Raw genomic sequence first — 14,056 nt, 5'->3', positions numbered from 1 at the left:
AACAAGTGGTTGACAATCATTGATGTCAACCATAGATTGACACCATGACGACGACACCTCAGCCCGCCTCGCGACCGGAACGAATCGCCACAGCGATCGGGATCGCGCTCCTCGCCACGGGAGCGGCGACGCTCCTGCTGTCCATCGGCTTCGACCTCCGCGGGTTCGGCGGAGGGTTCGTGCAGGGCGTCGGCATCGGCGCGATGCTCGTCGGGACCTACCTCTGGGGGTTCGGGAACGGCACCCGGCGCGCCCGACGCCGGCAATGGCTCCCGAGCCGCGGAACCGTGGAGTGAGCGCGCTCAGCGACGCGATCGGTCACGCTGTCCTCGCAGAAGCCGGGGTCGCCGACAAGACGTCTCTCACGACGGAAGACCACATCGCCCTGATCGCGGCGAGCGCCCGAACCGAAGACGAGGTACGCGGCATTCTGCGGCGCGCCGTGCTCTCCGCACGGGCCGCAGGGGCGAGCTGGGCGACGATCGGCGCCGAGCTCGGCATGTCCCGTCAAGCGGCGCAGCAGCGATTCGGCCACCTCGCCGAGGCACAGGACGACGACGACAGCGAGCGCTGGCTCGGTCCGGTGAGCGTCTTCGACGAGATGGGTGAGCTGGAACTCGCCGGGCGCGAAGGCTGGCACACCATCGGAGCCGGAGCATCCGCGCATCGGATGGTCCGCAGCGACACCCGGTGGGAGCATCGTCGAAGCGTCTGGCGCCCCCTTCGGGCGGCGGAGCGCGCGGAGGGATGGGAGCTCGGATGCTCGGCGTTCCCCTGGGTGTACTTCGTGCGCGACACCGGCATCCCGGTCTCCGAGACCCCCGGAGCCGCGCCCTGACAGGGTGTCTTCCGGATAACGCCCCGTATATGCCGATCTCCGGATGGCCTCGGACGATCGCTCCCCTCAGTCGTCGCGGGGACGCCGACGCAGGCTCTTGACGTCGGTGCGCCGCTGCTTGGCCTTAAGCCGACGCTCCTTCGATCCCCGACTCGGCTTCGTCGGACGTCGCGGAGGTGCCGGCGGGCGCAGCGCCTCGGCCACCAGAGCGACGAGCCGGTCCCGCGCCGCGTCCCTGTTACGCAGCTGCGCGCGGTGCTCGGATGCGGCGATCGTCAGCACGCCATCCACCAGACGGCCGCTCAACCGGTCGAGGAGCCGTTCCCGCTGATGCGGCGAGAGCACCGCGGAGTTCGCCGCATCCCAGACGAGTTCCGCGCGGGAATCCGCGGTGTTCACGCCCTGCCCTCCGGGCCCGGAAGACCGCGAGAAGCGCCACGACAGCTCGGCCTCGGGGATCGTGAGACCCGACGAGACCCGCAGACCGGGGCGATGGGCGGAAGGCATGCCTCCATCATCGGTCCTCACGGAGCAGTCGCGCCTCACCCCGTTAGCATGGCGGGGGTGGCAGAACCGATCTTCCCGAGCGTTCGGGGCGGCCGTCGCGCGGAGCACGAATGAACTCATATCGGCAGGACGACTGGGCGGCGAGCCCCACGTATCCGTCGACCGTGAACGAGCCGTACCTGATGGGCACCGGCGTGGTCACCGCCGACGACACCGGCACCCGCCCGCTCTCTCCGCCGCACAGCCACGCCGATCCGATGCTGGCCTGGTGCTACCGCGGCTCGGTGTGGGTGCACCTGCAGGACGCACGGTGGCGCCTCGCCCCCGGACAGGGCGTGTGGATCCCCGCGCGCACCCCGCACACGGCCCATCACGAACCCGACTCCATCGGCTGCTACACCTACATTCCCGACTCGTCGCTGATCGCCCCGATCGATGACATCACCCGGGTGCTGGTACCGCGCGCCGTGCAGGAGATGCTCCTCCATCTCGGCATCAACGACATGCCCACCGACCTGCGTGTGCGCATCCAGTCGGTGCTCATCGAGATGCTGCAGCAGCCGCTGCCCGAGGCCGCCAGCGAGTGGGGCGAGGTGCCGATGCCTGCGGATGAGCGGGTCGTCCCGCTGGTTCAGGCCGTGCTCGCCGACCCCGGTGACCCCCGCAGCGCGATCGAGCTCTTTCTCGCGCACGGGCTCCACGAGCGCACGGTGCTGCGCATCTTCCAGCACGACGTGGGCATGAGCTTCGGGCGATGGCGCACCGGCGTACGCATGACCCTCGGCGCGCGACTGATCGTCGATGGCACCCCGATCGGTGCGGCCGCGCACCGCTGCGGGTACGCCACGACGAGCGCCTTCTCCGCGGCGTTCAAGGAGCGCTTCGGCCTCACCCCTCGGCAGCACGTGGCGCGCGTGCAGGCCGACGCGGCGCACCAGCTCTACTGGCGGTGACCCCGCAGCAGTCCTGATCGTGACCGTGCATGGGCGACTGCGAGACCTCTTTGTCGGTTCAGCGACACAAGTCGTCGCTCCCACGACACTGGGCGCCGCATCCGCGTCCTAGCATCGATGTGTTAGGGCATGCTTACCTAACTTCTCGCCGCGTCGACGCGGCAACCCCCTCCCCCCTTCCCGAAGGAGAACCATGTCGCACGCTTCTGCGCGCCCGAAGATCCGCCGAGGCTCGGCCCTCGTCGCCGCGGCCGTCGCCGCCGCCCTCACCCTCGCCGGATGCTCGTCCGCCCCGGAGGAATCCCGCACCGACTCCGCCGCAACGGACGGCGTCGTCATCGAGCACGGCCACGGGAAGACCGTGATCCCCGAGAAGCCGCAGCGCATCGTCACCCTCGGGTGGATGTCGGCGGACATCGTCGCCGCACTCGGCACCAACCCCGTGGGCATGGAAGAGGTCTGGGGCGCGGGCGAGAGCGGCTACCAGCCCTGGTTCGAGGACTACGTCACCGAGGAGTACGGCGAGACCCCCGAGATCATCCCGTTCCTCGAAGACGGCCCCAACTACGAGGCGATCAAGGAGCTCAAGCCCGACCTGATCCTGAGCCTCTACTCGGGAGTCTCCGACATCGAGTACGAGCGCCTCACCGAGATCGCCCCGACCGTCCCCTACATCGAGGGCCCCTGGAACCCGGGCACGTGGGAGGACATGACCCGCACGGTCGGCAAGGCGCTGTCGGAGGAGGACAAGGCCGACGAGCTGATCGCCGAGACCGAGGAGCAGATCACCACCCTCGCCGGCGCGCACCCCGAGTTCGAGGACAAGACGTTCGTGTGGGGTCTGACCCTGAACGAGGGCGGCACCGATCTGGGCGTCTACCTCGAGTACGACCCCCGCGTGCGCATCACCGAAGCACTCGGCTTCACCTCGACCTCGGCGATGGACAGCTTCCTCAAGACCGCCGAGGGCGACAACTGGTACACCGGCGTGAGCCTCGAGAACCTCTACGACGTGGAGGCCGACCTGTTCGCCGCCTGGGGCGGCAGCGCCGACGAAGGGGCCTACACGGTCGAGAACAAGGTGATGTCGCGCTGGAACCCGATCGCCAACGGCTCCTACGTGATCTACGGCGACGCCGCCGAGGCCTCGGCCATCAGCGCGCCCACCGTGCTCTCGCTGAAGTACGTCCTGCCGAAGTACGTCGACGACCTCGCCGCCGCGCTGCAGGGCGAACCGACCATCACCGGCAAGTGACCTCCGAGATGTCCCTGGCGACGCACGACGGCACGGACGTCTCGAACACGGGTGCGGGGAGTCGCACGGACGACTCCCCGCACCGCAACGGGACGCTCGTGACGGGACTGGTCACCTCCGTGGCGGTGCTGGTCATCGCCGCCATCGCCTCGCTCGCGGTCGGCAGCCGTGCGATCGACCCTGCCACCGTGCTGCAGTCCCTCTTCTCGTACGACGACGAGAACCCGCTTCATCTGATGATCCTGGAGCTGCGTGTGCCCCGCACGCTGCTCGGCATCGTCGTGGGTGCTGCTCTCGCCGTGTGCGGTGGCCTGATCCAGGCGTTCACCCGCAACCCGCTGGCCGACCCCGGCATCCTCGGGGTCAACGCCGGTGCATCGTTCGCCGTCACCTTCGCGGTCGGCGTGCTCGGGTTCACCACCCCCGGCGCCTACGTGCCCTTCGCCCTCGGCGGAGCCTTCGTCCTCACCGTGCTCGTCTACATCCTCGGCTCGTTCGGCGCTTCGGGCGCGACCCCCATGAAGCTCACTCTCGCCGGCGTCGCCCTCGGTGCGGCCTTCACCGGATTCACCACCGCGATCGTGCTCCGCGACCACAGCACCCTGCAGGTCATGCGCTTCTGGGGTGTCGGCTCGATCGGCGGACGCACCCTCGACCAGCTCACCTGGGTCGTGCCCCTGATCGTCGCAGGCCTGCTGATCGGACTGCTGTGCGCGCGCTCCCTGAACGCCCTGGCCCTCGGCGACGACCTGGCGCAGGCCCTCGGCGCCCGTGTGCGGGTGACCCGCATCCTCGTCATCATCGCCGTCACCCTGCTGGCCGGGACCAGCGTCGCCGCCGCCGGCCCCATCGCCTTCGTCGGGCTCATGATCCCGCACGTCGTGCGCTGGTTCACCGGTCCCGATCAGCGCTGGGTGCTCGCCTACTCCATGATCATCGGCCCCGCCTTCCTGCTGTTCGCCGACATCCTCGGGCGCATCGTGCTCCCCAACGGCGAGATGCGCGTCGGCATCGTCACCGCCCTTCTCGGAGCCCCGATCCTGATCGTGCTCGTGCGCCGCAAGCGGGTGAGCGGGCTGTGAGCATCGACCAGAAGCCTGTCACCGCGCCGAGCTCGCTGACCCCGGCAGCCGTGTTCCCTCCCGTGGATCACGGGCGACGCCTGTTCCGGATCGAGACCTCGCGCATCGCCACGCTCATCCCCGTTCGCGCGGTCGTCGTCAGCGTCGTGCTCGTCGTCGTGATCATCGGCGCAGGTCTCGCCTCCATGACGCTCGGCGCCTACGAGGTCGACTTCGCCGCCGTCATCCGGGCGATCGTCGACCCGGCATCCGATCCCGACATCCGCCAGGTGGTGTTCGAGTGGCGCCTGCCGCGTGTGCTGTTCGCCGTGCTGTGCGGCGCGGCCCTCGCCCTCGCCGGTGGGATCTTCCAATCGCTCACACGCAATCCGCTCGGCTCCCCCGACATCATCGGCTTCGGCATCGGCGCGCAGTTCGGCGTGACGCTCGTGATGATCGTCTTCGAGCTGAACACCTACATGTTCAAGGCGGCGGGTGCGCTGGTCGGCGGCCTGTTCACCGCGCTGCTGGTCTACGTGCTCGCCAACAAGAACACGATGTCGTCGTTCCGGCTCATCATCGTCGGCATCGGCGTCTCGGCCGGACTCGGATCGCTCACCTCGTGGATCCTGATCTCGGTCAGCGTCGAGAAGGCGATGATGGCGGCGACCTGGGGTGCGGGTTCGATCGCCTCGCTCGGCTTCGATCAGCTCATCCCGGCGGCGATCGTGTTCGCGATCGTGACCCTGCTGTCCCTCCCCCTCGCCCGCACGCTGCCGGTGCTCGAGATGGGCGACGATGCGGCGACCGCCCTCGGGATCAGTCCCGGTCGCACCCGCCTCGCGGCGATGGTGTTCGGGGTGGCCCTGGTGGCGCTCGTGACCGCCGCCGCCGGACCCATCTCGTTCATCGCCCTCGCGGCCCCGCAGATCTCGCAGCGCCTCACCCGCTCGAACACCCCGATGGGCACGGTGCCGGTGATGCTGACCGGCGCCGCTCTCGTGGTGGTGTCGGATGCGGTCGCCCAGCTCGTCGCCGTGCCCGTGGGCGTGGTGACGGTCTCGGTGGGCGGCCTCTACCTCGCCTGGCTGCTCGCCGCCCAGTACGCGCGCCGCACCTGAAAGGAACACCCATGACCGCTTCGCTGCTGGCCCGCGACATCACGCTGGGCTACGGGGAGACCCCGATCATCTCGGACCTCACGCTCGAGGTGCCCGACAACTCGTTCACGATCATCATCGGACCGAACGCGTGCGGCAAGTCGACCCTGCTGCGCGGATTCGCCCGACTGCTGCGCCCGACCACCGGTGCGGTGCTGCTCGACGGCGACGAGCTGCGTGCGCTCAAGCCGAAGGAGGCCGCCCGCAAGCTGGGGCTGCTCCCCCAGTCGTCGATCGCCCCCGACGGCATCACGGTCGCCGACCTCGTCGGTCGCGGGCGCTTCCCGCACCAGAGTGCCCTGCGCACATGGAGCAGCGCCGACGAGCGCGCCGTTTCCGAGGCCATGGCCGCGACCGGGGTCACCGACCTGTCGCGGCGCCTGGTCGACGAACTCTCGGGCGGGCAGCGGCAGCGCGTATGGGTGGCGATGGCCCTCGCGCAGCAGACCAAGCACCTGCTGCTCGACGAGCCGACGACCTTCCTCGACATCGCGCACCAGATCGACCTGATGGAGCTGTTCGCCGACCTCCACCGCGACGGCACGACACTCGTCGCCGTGCTGCACGACCTGAACCACGCCGCCCGCTACGCCACACACCTGGTGGCGATGCGCGACGGAGCCATCGTGGCGCAGGGCGACCCGCGCGAGATCATCACCGCCGAACTCGTGCAGGCCGTGTACGACCTGCCCTGCAGGGTGATCACCGACCCCGTCTCGGGAACCCCACTGGTGCTGCCGCTCGGACGGCGGACGCCGTGACGCCCACCCCGCGGAGGCTCTTCGGGATCGCGCTGAAGTCCGAGGGACGCGGTATCGCGCTCGCCGGGGCGACTGGTCTGCTCATCGTGCATGCACTGGCCGAGGCGACGATCCCCGTCATCATCGGCGCGACGATCGACCGCGCCGTGCTCCCCGCCGACCCCGCCGCCCTCGCGCTCTGGCTCGGCGTGCTGGTGGCCACGTTCCTCGTGCTGACCGCGAGCTACCAGTCGGCTTCCCGTCTCATGGTCTCGATCTACGGCTACGGCGAGCAGGCGCTGCGACACCTCACCCTCTCCCGCATGCTGCGACCCCGGCTCTCCCGCCGCACGTTGACCCCCGGGGAGGCGCTCACCTTCGTCACCTCCGACACCTACCGCGTCGCGGGTGTCGCCTGGTCGGTGGCGCAGCAGTGCGCCACGATCGCCGCGATCATCGGAGCCGGACTCGCGATGCTGGTGATCTCACCGGTCGCGACCATCGTCGTGTTCGGCTCGACCGTCGCGATGATGTTCGTGATGCAGGTCGTCTCGCGTCCCCTCGAACGCCGGGGGTTCGCCGAGCAGCAGGCGGCGACCGAGGCAGGAGCGGTCGCCGCCGACTTCATGAGCGGCTTCCGGGTGCTCGTGGGCATCGGCGCCCGCGAAGAGGCTGTGCGCAGGTACGTCGCCGCGAGTGATGCCTCTCGTCGGGCGGCCACGGCGGCCGGTCGTTCACTCGCCTCGTATGAAGCCGTCAGCGGCACGCTGGCTGCGGTCGCCACGACCGCGCTCGCGGGGATGTCGGCATGGTTCGCCGCTGAGGGCCGCATCAGCATCGGCGAGCTGGTCACGGTGCTCGGGCTCGCCCAGTTCATCAGCGGCTACCTGGCGTACGCCGGCTCGTTCCCCTCGAACTGGATCCACAAGCTCGCCTCGGCCAAGAGGCTCGCCGAGGTGATCGACGCCGAAGACCTGCTCGACCCTCCTGCGGCGTCTTCGACCCCGGCGGATGCGGCCGGTGATGTCGTGCTGACCTTCCGCGCGGGATCTTCCGCGGATCCGGTCGAGGTGCGGGGACGGGAGATGCTCGGCATCCGCCCCGCCGACAGCGACTCGGCACGTGCCCTCTCGCGTCTCCTGGGCCTGCGCACCCGGGTCGATCGCGGCCGGGTCGCGCTCGCGGTCGAGGGAGAGCTCCGCGACCTGACCGACCTCGACCCGGTGGAGTACCGGCGTCGGGTCATCGCCCCTCCCCACGGACAGACGATCGTGAGCGGGTCCCTGCGCGAGGCGGTGCGCGGTCACGGCGTGGAGGAGCCCGCGCACCCGCCCTTCATCGAGATGGCGGCGCTGCACGACACCGTGGTGCAGATCGGCGGGTGGGAATCACAGGTCGGTGAAGCCGGACGCCGTCTCTCGGGCGGGCAGCGGCAGCGCATCGGCATCGCCCGCGCCCTGCACGCGGATGCCGATGTGCTGGTGCTCGACGAGCCGACCTCGGCCGTCGATGCCATCACCGAGGCGCACATCGCCCGCGCCCTCGCGGAGCACACCGAGACGGTGGTGGTGATCACCACTTCGCCGGTGCTTCTCGCCGCCTGCGATCGGATCATCGATCTCCCCTCCGAACGATCGGATGCGCACCATGCATGAGTCGAGCTCGACCACGGCCCTGCTGCCGATCGCCTCCAGCGCACGGGTGCGCGGCGTCGTCGGCGCACTGCTGCGGCAGCACCCCGGTCGCACGGCGGCCGTCGCCGCGCTCTTCCTCGCGGCATCCGCCCTGGGCATCGTGATGCCGACGTGCCTGGGACGCATCGTCGATGCCGTCTCCTCCGATGCCGGTTTCGTGACCATCGCCGCCTGGGTCGCCGGTGCTGGCCTCGGCGCGGTCGGCGCCGCCGTGGTGATGCTGTGGGCGGTGCGGGTGCTGACCGGATTGGTGCAGGACATGCTCGCGACCCTCCGCGAAGACGTGTTCGCCTCGGCGATGCGGCTGCCGGTGAGCGAGGTCGACGACGGCGAGAGCGCCGACCTGCTCTCCCGGGTCACCGGCGATGTCGATGCGGTGGCCGAAGCCGGCGGGAACGTCGCCCCCACACTGCTCTCGGCGGCGTTCGCGATCGGGGTCTCGGTGGTCGCGCTGACCGCACTCGACCCCTGGCTCGCGCTCGCAGGACTCGTCTCCGCTCCGTTCTACGTGCTCGGCACCCGGGCGTTCCTGCGCAGGTCGCGCGTGGTGTTCCGCGAGGTGCGGGTGCGCGAGGCCGCGCGCAGCCAGGCCGTGCTCGACGCGGTCGAGGGCATCGAGACCCTCACCGCCTTCAATGAGCAGGAGCACGCGCTCGAGCGCGTGCGGGAGCGGGCAGAGGCGTCGATCCGGATGCAGATCGAGGGCGTGCGGGTGACGAACCGGCTGTTCCGCTGGATCAACGGCGGCGAACTCGTTGGCCTGGCTGCGATCCTCGGCACCGGCTTCCTCCTGCAGTCCGCAGGAGCGATCACGGTGGGCGCTGTCACCACGGCGGCCCTGCTGTTCCACCGACTGTTCGGACCGGTCGGGCAGCTGATCTTCGGGCTCGACGACATCCAGCGGGCAGCCATCGGGCTCGCGCGACTCGTCGGGGTCATCGACCTCGCGCCCCCGGCTGTCACGTCGCATCGGCAAGCGGATACCGCGCCACAGTCCTGTGCGGGCATCGAGGTGCGCGGCGTCACGTTCCACTACCCGACCACCGGCCGCGGCATCAGCGACGTGAGCCTGCGGGTCGATCCGGGCACCACGGCGGCACTCGTCGGCACCTCGGGGTCGGGCAAGAGCACGCTCGCTCGCGTGATCGCCGGACATCACCCGCCCAGCTCGGGCAGCGTGCACCTCGCATCCGACAGGGAGGCGCCCTACTACCTGTCGCAGGAGCTGCACCACTTCCGGGGCACGATCGCCGACAACCTGCGGCTCGTCGCTCCCGAGGCGGACGACGACGACATGGTGGCGGCGCTGCGGGCGGTCGGCGCACAGTGGGCGATCGAGGCGCTGACGTCCGAGAACGAGGGCGCGGCGTCGGAGGCCGTCGTGCCGTTGGACGAAGGGCGCATCCAGCAGCTCGCGGTCGCCCGGGCCTTCCTCGCCGACCCGGATGTGGTGATCCTCGACGAAGCCACCGCCGATGTCGGACTCCACCACCGGGAGGCCGTGGAAGACGCGATCGCCGCGCTGCGCGAAGGACGCACGGCGCTGCTCATCGCGCATCGGCTGCAACAGGCCGTCTCCGCCGAGCAGATCATCGTGTTCGCCGACGGTCGGACGACGCAGCGCGGTACGCACGAGGAGCTGCTCGCCGCCGACGGGCTGTACCGAGACTCCTGGCTCGCCCAGACCCGCACCACTCCTATCCCCCCTTCCCCCATCCCCACGGGTCAGAACCCCGGCCCAGAGACGGAGACACCGTGAGCATCCACCGCGGCATCGTCAGCAGCACGACCACCCTCACCCCGACCCTCGTCCGCGTCACACTCGGCGGCGAGGGGGTCGCCGACTTCCTCAGCACCGGCATCGGCGACGAGTACGTGCGGGTGTTCTTCCCGCACGGTGACGACCCGAAGGATGTGTCGCTGCCCGTGCCGGCGGGTGACTGGTGGGAGACGCCGGAGGGAGCCCCCGAGGCGCCGATGCGCACCTACACGATCAGCGGTGTGCGCCCGGATGCCGGCGAGCTCGACATCGACTTCGTGATCCATGAGGCGGGTGTCGCGGGTCCCTGGGCCGCGCGTGCGGAGCCGGGACACGTGCTCGGGCTGAACTCCCCGACCGGCCTGTACTCACCGCCGGAGGGCATCACGTGGCAGGTGCTCGTCGCCGATCTGACCGGGCTTCCGGCCGTGGCGCGCATCATCGCCGAGGCTCCGGAGGGCGTGCGCACCCGGGTCGTGCTCGAGGTGCCGAGCGAGGCGGATCGCGTCGCCCTCACGACGGGCGCGGATGTCGAGGTCACCTGGGTGGTCGGCGGCAACGGCCATGGCCCCAGCGCGCTCGGTCCGCTCGTGCGCGGCATCGTCGACGACCGCCTCCCGCTCGACGAGGGTTATGTGTGGGTAGCCGGTGAGACCGTGGCACTGCGCGACGTGCGCAAGTACCTGCGCAAGGAGCTCGGTCTGCCCGCGACCCGCTTCAAGGTCGTCGGCTACTGGACGCCGGTCGCCGCCTGGGACGAGAAGTTCGCTGCGCTCCCCGACTCCGTGCAGAAGGAGCTGGACGCGATCTGGGCCGATGCCGACGGCGATGAGCCTGAAGACGTGCAGGTGCGCTTCGAGGAGCGGCTGGACCAACTGGGGTTGTGAACCGGCGTTCGCCATCGGAGGATGCCAGCGTTGTATACCGCTGGCGCTGTTCCGGTCTGCAGATCGCGGACATGACGGCGCGGCCGATCGGGCTTCACGTGATGCGCCCCGAGCAACCGAATCGCGCATGGGATCTGATCAGCACCAAGCTGGTCCGCTCCAGCAAGGGGCATATAGAGGGATACGGGCTCAAGGTGTACCCGTAAAAAGCGAAAGGCCTCCGAGATTCCCGGAGGCCGAACGCCGATCGAGCATTCCCGATCCATTTGTTCCAACCCTATTCGACTCTCTGCTGTTCCGCCAGGTTGGCCCCACTGCCATCAGAGGATCGCCTGTCCCTCTTGTTCGTCTGTTCCCTCGATTCCGGTCCGGCTTCACGCACGGTCAGCTCCGTCCCCTGGCGCACGTCGACGATGACTCATGTAGGCACCTTGAGCACACCTCCATGGCCGCGAGCCATCTTCGCGGTCTTCAGATGCCCGCCCTCGCCGTCGAGAGCGCGCACGTCGTAGATGATCGCGGGGGTGCGGCCGCGGACATTCGAGTTATCGAGATGCCAGCAACGTCGCGCGGAGATCCTTATGCAGGCCGCCAATCTGTTGTCACCGGATGGCGCCGTAGCGACGAGGAAGCCCGGCAAACCTTGACTTCTCAGGGGCCGAGACTGTCGAAGTGGACGCGACGGCGGGAGTCGAACCCGCAACGCCTTCAGGTATGAACTGAGGCCCGGGACCGCCCGGATCGCCGCGATGGGATCGACGTTACCCGGCCGTGATCTTTCCCGCCAGGATCATTGCCTGGGATAACACCATGAGTCCGTGGATGACGGACACCGGACATCCGCGGAGCGCAGGATGCGCGCACCTCGGAGGCTGAGCGCACCGTCGCCCCGAAGGTTCAGCGCCGAAGGTTCAGCGCCGGAGGGAGTCGTCGAACGGGTTCGGCTCGAGCGTGTAGTCGGTCGAGGCGTCGGCCCAGGTGCCGCCGTCCGACGACGGCCTGCGCCGACGCAGCGCGGCGAGTGCCCTGGTCGCCGGAGAGCCCACGGCGAGCGCCAGAGCCCCCTGCACCGTGGGGTCTTCCGCACCGAGCACACTCGCCCGATGCCAGGCCTCGTGCAGTGAGCCGCCGCGGGCCGCGGGCACACGACGGGCCGGCAGAGCCCCGGAGCGCCGCAGCGCCACGAGCCGTTCGACCCGCTCCCACCACGTCGACTCGCCCTCGGGGTGGAAGTAGTTGTCTCGAAGCCAGTCGGGATGCGGATGCCGGAAGCGCCCGGCCACGACCTCGCTGCGGCCGCCGAGCAGTCCACTGCCCACGAACACCGTGTTCAGCAGGCTCTTGCTCACGCCGAAGGAGTCGAGCGCGATCACGGGCACGCCGAGCGCCGTGGCCTCGATCGCGGCCGTGGAACTCACCGTGACCAGACCCGCCGCCGTCTCCAGCGCGGTGCTCATCGAGTCGTAGGAGTAGACGAGGTTCTTCGGAACACGCGACGGCAGCAGCCCGGCGTACGGGTCACGTTCCCGATGCGTCTCCGACTCCCCCGGCCGCGACCGCAGCTTCACCACCACGCGGCGTCCTGGCTCCGCTTCGGCGGCCCGCACGAGCATGGCCGCGATCTCGGCGCGCTCCTCCCTCGCGACGGGTACGAGCGCCTGCGCGGCGAAGACGATGTCGGTCGCCGGCGGCTTGACCGGAGCGGTCTGCGGAGGGCGTTCGGCGACCGCCACACCACCGCGCCGCGCGGCCGCGGCGTCGATCCTCATGCGTTCGGGCCGCAGCATCCGCTCCCTCCGCCGGGCGAACGGGAGGGTTGCGAGCGCCACCGGCGTCTGCACACCGATCCTGCGGCCGAGGTCCTCGAAGGCCCGCACCTCACGGTGGGAGTGCACCACCAGCAGGTCGGTGTGGCGGCGATAGTCGAGTGCCCCGCGCTGGGCAGGGATCGCCATCCCGGGCAGCCCGGAGACCGTGACCGGCCGATGCTCCAACGTGTCGATCACGCGTCCCATCAGCCGCACGAACGGTCCGCGCCCCGCGAGCAGCACCACGTCGGGCCGCTGTTCCGCCAGCCAGGCCGCCGTCTGCGCGAACCCGATGCGGGTGACGTCCCGCGGCCCGAGCGTCGTACCCGCGAGCGCGGTGCGCTGCTGCTCGACGCTGGCCGTGAGCGGGGTGCGCACGAGCAGCAGGTGCGGACGCAGCCCCGGCACGGAGCCGAGCAGGGCGGCGGCCCACTTCACGAAGGAGTCGGCGTCCGCGATCGCGACGACACGGATGCCGGTGGCACCGCTCATACCGAGATGCGGCGCAGCTTCGCCATCGGCGCGCGCTCGCTGTCGAACACGCGCTTGACCCCGTCTCCGGTCGCACGCTCGATCACGCGGATGTCGCGCACGAGGTGCTCGAGGCCGGTCGGCTCGAGCGAGGCCGCGTGATCGGAGCCCCACATGGTGCGATCGAGCGTGATGTGGCGTTCGACGGCGACGGCGCCGATGGCCACGGCGGCGAGCGAGATCTGGAGTCCGCGCTCGTGCCCCGAGTAGCCCACGGGCACACCGGGGTAACGGTCGCGCAGTGTGGCGATCACCCGCAGGTTCGCCTCCTCAGGCTCCAGCGGGTAGGTCGAGGTGGCGTGCATGAGGACCACGCGATCGGTGCCGAGGGTGTCCAGCGCCCGGTCGATCTGCTCGATGGTCGACATGCCCGTGGAGAGGATGACGGGTTTTCCGGTCTCGCGCAGGGCGACCAGCAGCTCGGTGTCGGTGAGGCTGGCCGAGGCGACCTTGTGCGCCACGACGCCCAGGTCTTCGAGGAAGGCGACGCTGGGCACGTCCCACGGCGAGGCGAACCAGTCCAGGCCGAGCATCGTGGCGTGGTCGCCGATCTCGACGTACTCGTCGCGGCCGAACTCGACCCGGCGGCGGTAGTCGAGGTAGCTCATCACGCCCCACGGCGTCTCGCGAGGGACATCGCGCATGTGCTCAGGAGTGGAGATCTCCGGCGTGCGCTTCTGGAACTTCACGGCGTCGGCACCGGCGCGAGCCGCGACGTCGATGAGCTTCTTGGCGATGTCCACGTCACCGTTGTGGTTCAGGCCGATCTCCGCGATGACGTAGGCAGGACGCCCGCCGCCGATCACTCGTGAGCCGATGCTGACAGTCATGATTCCTCCGGTGTTCGAGCGTTGGTGCAACCC

General features: G+C 69.9%; 13 protein-coding genes and 1 tRNA gene. 10 read left to right on the top strand and 4 right to left on the bottom strand.

What is annotated here, in order from left to right:
• Nucleotides 1-44 precede the first annotated feature (44 nt).
• A complete protein-coding gene (locus tag F6W70_RS02770) occupies nucleotides 45-296 on the top strand; it encodes a hypothetical protein (protein WP_055874181.1) in 252 nt (83 codons plus the stop codon).
• Nucleotides 293-838: a hypothetical protein gene (locus F6W70_RS02765; protein WP_151485868.1), complete on the top strand. Its 546-nt coding sequence runs from the start codon at nucleotides 293-295 to the stop codon at nucleotides 836-838. Before F6W70_RS02770 ends, F6W70_RS02765 begins: the two co-directional genes overlap by 4 nt.
• Before the next feature lie 66 nt (nucleotides 839-904).
• Here F6W70_RS02765 and arfB read toward each other — a convergent pair whose 3' ends face one another.
• The gene (gene arfB, locus F6W70_RS02760; RefSeq protein WP_151485867.1) at nucleotides 905-1,345 is read right to left on the bottom strand and encodes an alternative ribosome rescue aminoacyl-tRNA hydrolase ArfB; all 441 of its coding nucleotides are present in this window, start codon (nucleotides 1,343-1,345) and stop codon (nucleotides 905-907) included.
• Between the two features lie 110 nt (nucleotides 1,346-1,455).
• On the opposite strand from arfB, the gene F6W70_RS02755 reads away from it, so the two are divergent.
• The 8 genes from F6W70_RS02755 to F6W70_RS02720 all read left to right on the top strand — a co-directional run bounded on the left by F6W70_RS02755 (nucleotide 1,456) and on the right by F6W70_RS02720 (nucleotide 10,854).
• Complete coding sequence (locus tag F6W70_RS02755) at nucleotides 1,456-2,298, top strand: helix-turn-helix transcriptional regulator (protein ID WP_151485866.1); 843 nt, start codon at nucleotides 1,456-1,458, stop codon at nucleotides 2,296-2,298.
• Nucleotides 2,299-2,491: 193 nt separating this feature from the next.
• The gene (locus F6W70_RS02750; protein ID WP_055874194.1) at nucleotides 2,492-3,553 is read left to right on the top strand and encodes an iron-siderophore ABC transporter substrate-binding protein; all 1,062 of its coding nucleotides are present in this window, start codon (nucleotides 2,492-2,494) and stop codon (nucleotides 3,551-3,553) included.
• Entirely contained in the window at nucleotides 3,550-4,635 is a 1,086-nt protein-coding gene (locus F6W70_RS02745) for a FecCD family ABC transporter permease (protein WP_151485865.1), read from the top strand. The genes F6W70_RS02750 and F6W70_RS02745 overlap by 4 nt, the downstream gene beginning before the upstream one ends.
• Nucleotides 4,632-5,735, top strand: coding sequence for a FecCD family ABC transporter permease (locus tag F6W70_RS02740; protein ID WP_151485864.1), 1,104 nt, complete (start codon nucleotides 4,632-4,634; stop codon nucleotides 5,733-5,735). Before F6W70_RS02745 ends, F6W70_RS02740 begins: the two co-directional genes overlap by 4 nt.
• Nucleotides 5,736-5,746: 11 nt before the next feature.
• Nucleotides 5,747-6,535, top strand: a complete 789-nt coding sequence (locus tag F6W70_RS02735) for an ABC transporter ATP-binding protein (RefSeq protein WP_055865663.1) — start codon at nucleotides 5,747-5,749, stop codon at nucleotides 6,533-6,535.
• Complete coding sequence (locus tag F6W70_RS02730) at nucleotides 6,532-8,169, top strand: ABC transporter transmembrane domain-containing protein (protein ID WP_170287846.1); 1,638 nt, start codon at nucleotides 6,532-6,534, stop codon at nucleotides 8,167-8,169. The genes F6W70_RS02735 and F6W70_RS02730 overlap by 4 nt, the downstream gene beginning before the upstream one ends.
• A complete protein-coding gene (locus tag F6W70_RS02725) occupies nucleotides 8,153-9,967 on the top strand; it encodes an ABC transporter ATP-binding protein (RefSeq protein ID WP_151485862.1) in 1,815 nt (604 codons plus the stop codon). Before F6W70_RS02730 ends, F6W70_RS02725 begins: the two co-directional genes overlap by 17 nt.
• On the top strand, nucleotides 9,964-10,854 hold the full coding sequence (locus F6W70_RS02720; protein WP_127482939.1) for a siderophore-interacting protein: 891 nt from the start codon (nucleotides 9,964-9,966) through the stop codon (nucleotides 10,852-10,854). The genes F6W70_RS02725 and F6W70_RS02720 overlap by 4 nt, the downstream gene beginning before the upstream one ends.
• 673 nt (nucleotides 10,855-11,527) lie before the next feature.
• Here the strand turns inward: F6W70_RS02720 and F6W70_RS02710 are convergent.
• The 3 genes from F6W70_RS02710 to F6W70_RS02700 all read right to left on the bottom strand — a co-directional run bounded on the left by F6W70_RS02710 (nucleotide 11,528) and on the right by F6W70_RS02700 (nucleotide 14,023).
• Nucleotides 11,528-11,603, bottom strand: a tRNA-Met gene (locus tag F6W70_RS02710).
• Nucleotides 11,604-11,765: 162 nt separating this feature from the next.
• A complete protein-coding gene (locus F6W70_RS02705; protein WP_151485861.1) occupies nucleotides 11,766-13,154 on the bottom strand; it encodes a DUF6716 putative glycosyltransferase in 1,389 nt (462 codons plus the stop codon).
• On the bottom strand, nucleotides 13,151-14,023 hold the full coding sequence (locus F6W70_RS02700) for an N-acetylneuraminate synthase family protein (RefSeq protein ID WP_017829251.1): 873 nt from the start codon (nucleotides 14,021-14,023) through the stop codon (nucleotides 13,151-13,153). The genes F6W70_RS02705 and F6W70_RS02700 overlap by 4 nt, the downstream gene beginning before the upstream one ends.
• Nucleotides 14,024-14,056: the final 33 nt, after the last annotated feature.

Origin of the sequence: Microbacterium maritypicum, assembly GCF_008868125.1 — a bacterium.
Classification (GTDB): Bacteria; Actinomycetota; Actinomycetes; order Actinomycetales; family Microbacteriaceae; genus Microbacterium; species Microbacterium maritypicum.
This window is presented reverse-complemented; position numbering and strand designations above follow the sequence as displayed.

What these genes read in the sequence shown, in the direction of transcription:
- F6W70_RS02770 (WP_055874181.1), top strand. Translation starts at nt 45, where the DNA reads ATGACGACGACACCTCAGCCCGCCTCGCGACCGGAACGAATCGCCACA.
- arfB (WP_151485867.1), bottom strand. Translation starts at nt 1,345, where the DNA reads ATGCCTTCCGCCCATCGCCCCGGTCTGCGGGTCTCGTCGGGTCTCACG.
- F6W70_RS02755 (WP_151485866.1), top strand. Translation starts at nt 1,456, where the DNA reads ATGAACTCATATCGGCAGGACGACTGGGCGGCGAGCCCCACGTATCCG.
- F6W70_RS02750 (WP_055874194.1), top strand. Translation starts at nt 2,492, where the DNA reads ATGTCGCACGCTTCTGCGCGCCCGAAGATCCGCCGAGGCTCGGCCCTC.
- F6W70_RS02735 (WP_055865663.1), top strand. Translation starts at nt 5,747, where the DNA reads ATGACCGCTTCGCTGCTGGCCCGCGACATCACGCTGGGCTACGGGGAG.
- F6W70_RS02725 (WP_151485862.1), top strand. Translation starts at nt 8,153, where the DNA reads ATGCGCACCATGCATGAGTCGAGCTCGACCACGGCCCTGCTGCCGATC.
- F6W70_RS02705 (WP_151485861.1), bottom strand. Translation starts at nt 13,154, where the DNA reads ATGAGCGGTGCCACCGGCATCCGTGTCGTCGCGATCGCGGACGCCGAC.
- F6W70_RS02700 (WP_017829251.1), bottom strand. Translation starts at nt 14,023, where the DNA reads ATGACTGTCAGCATCGGCTCACGAGTGATCGGCGGCGGGCGTCCTGCC.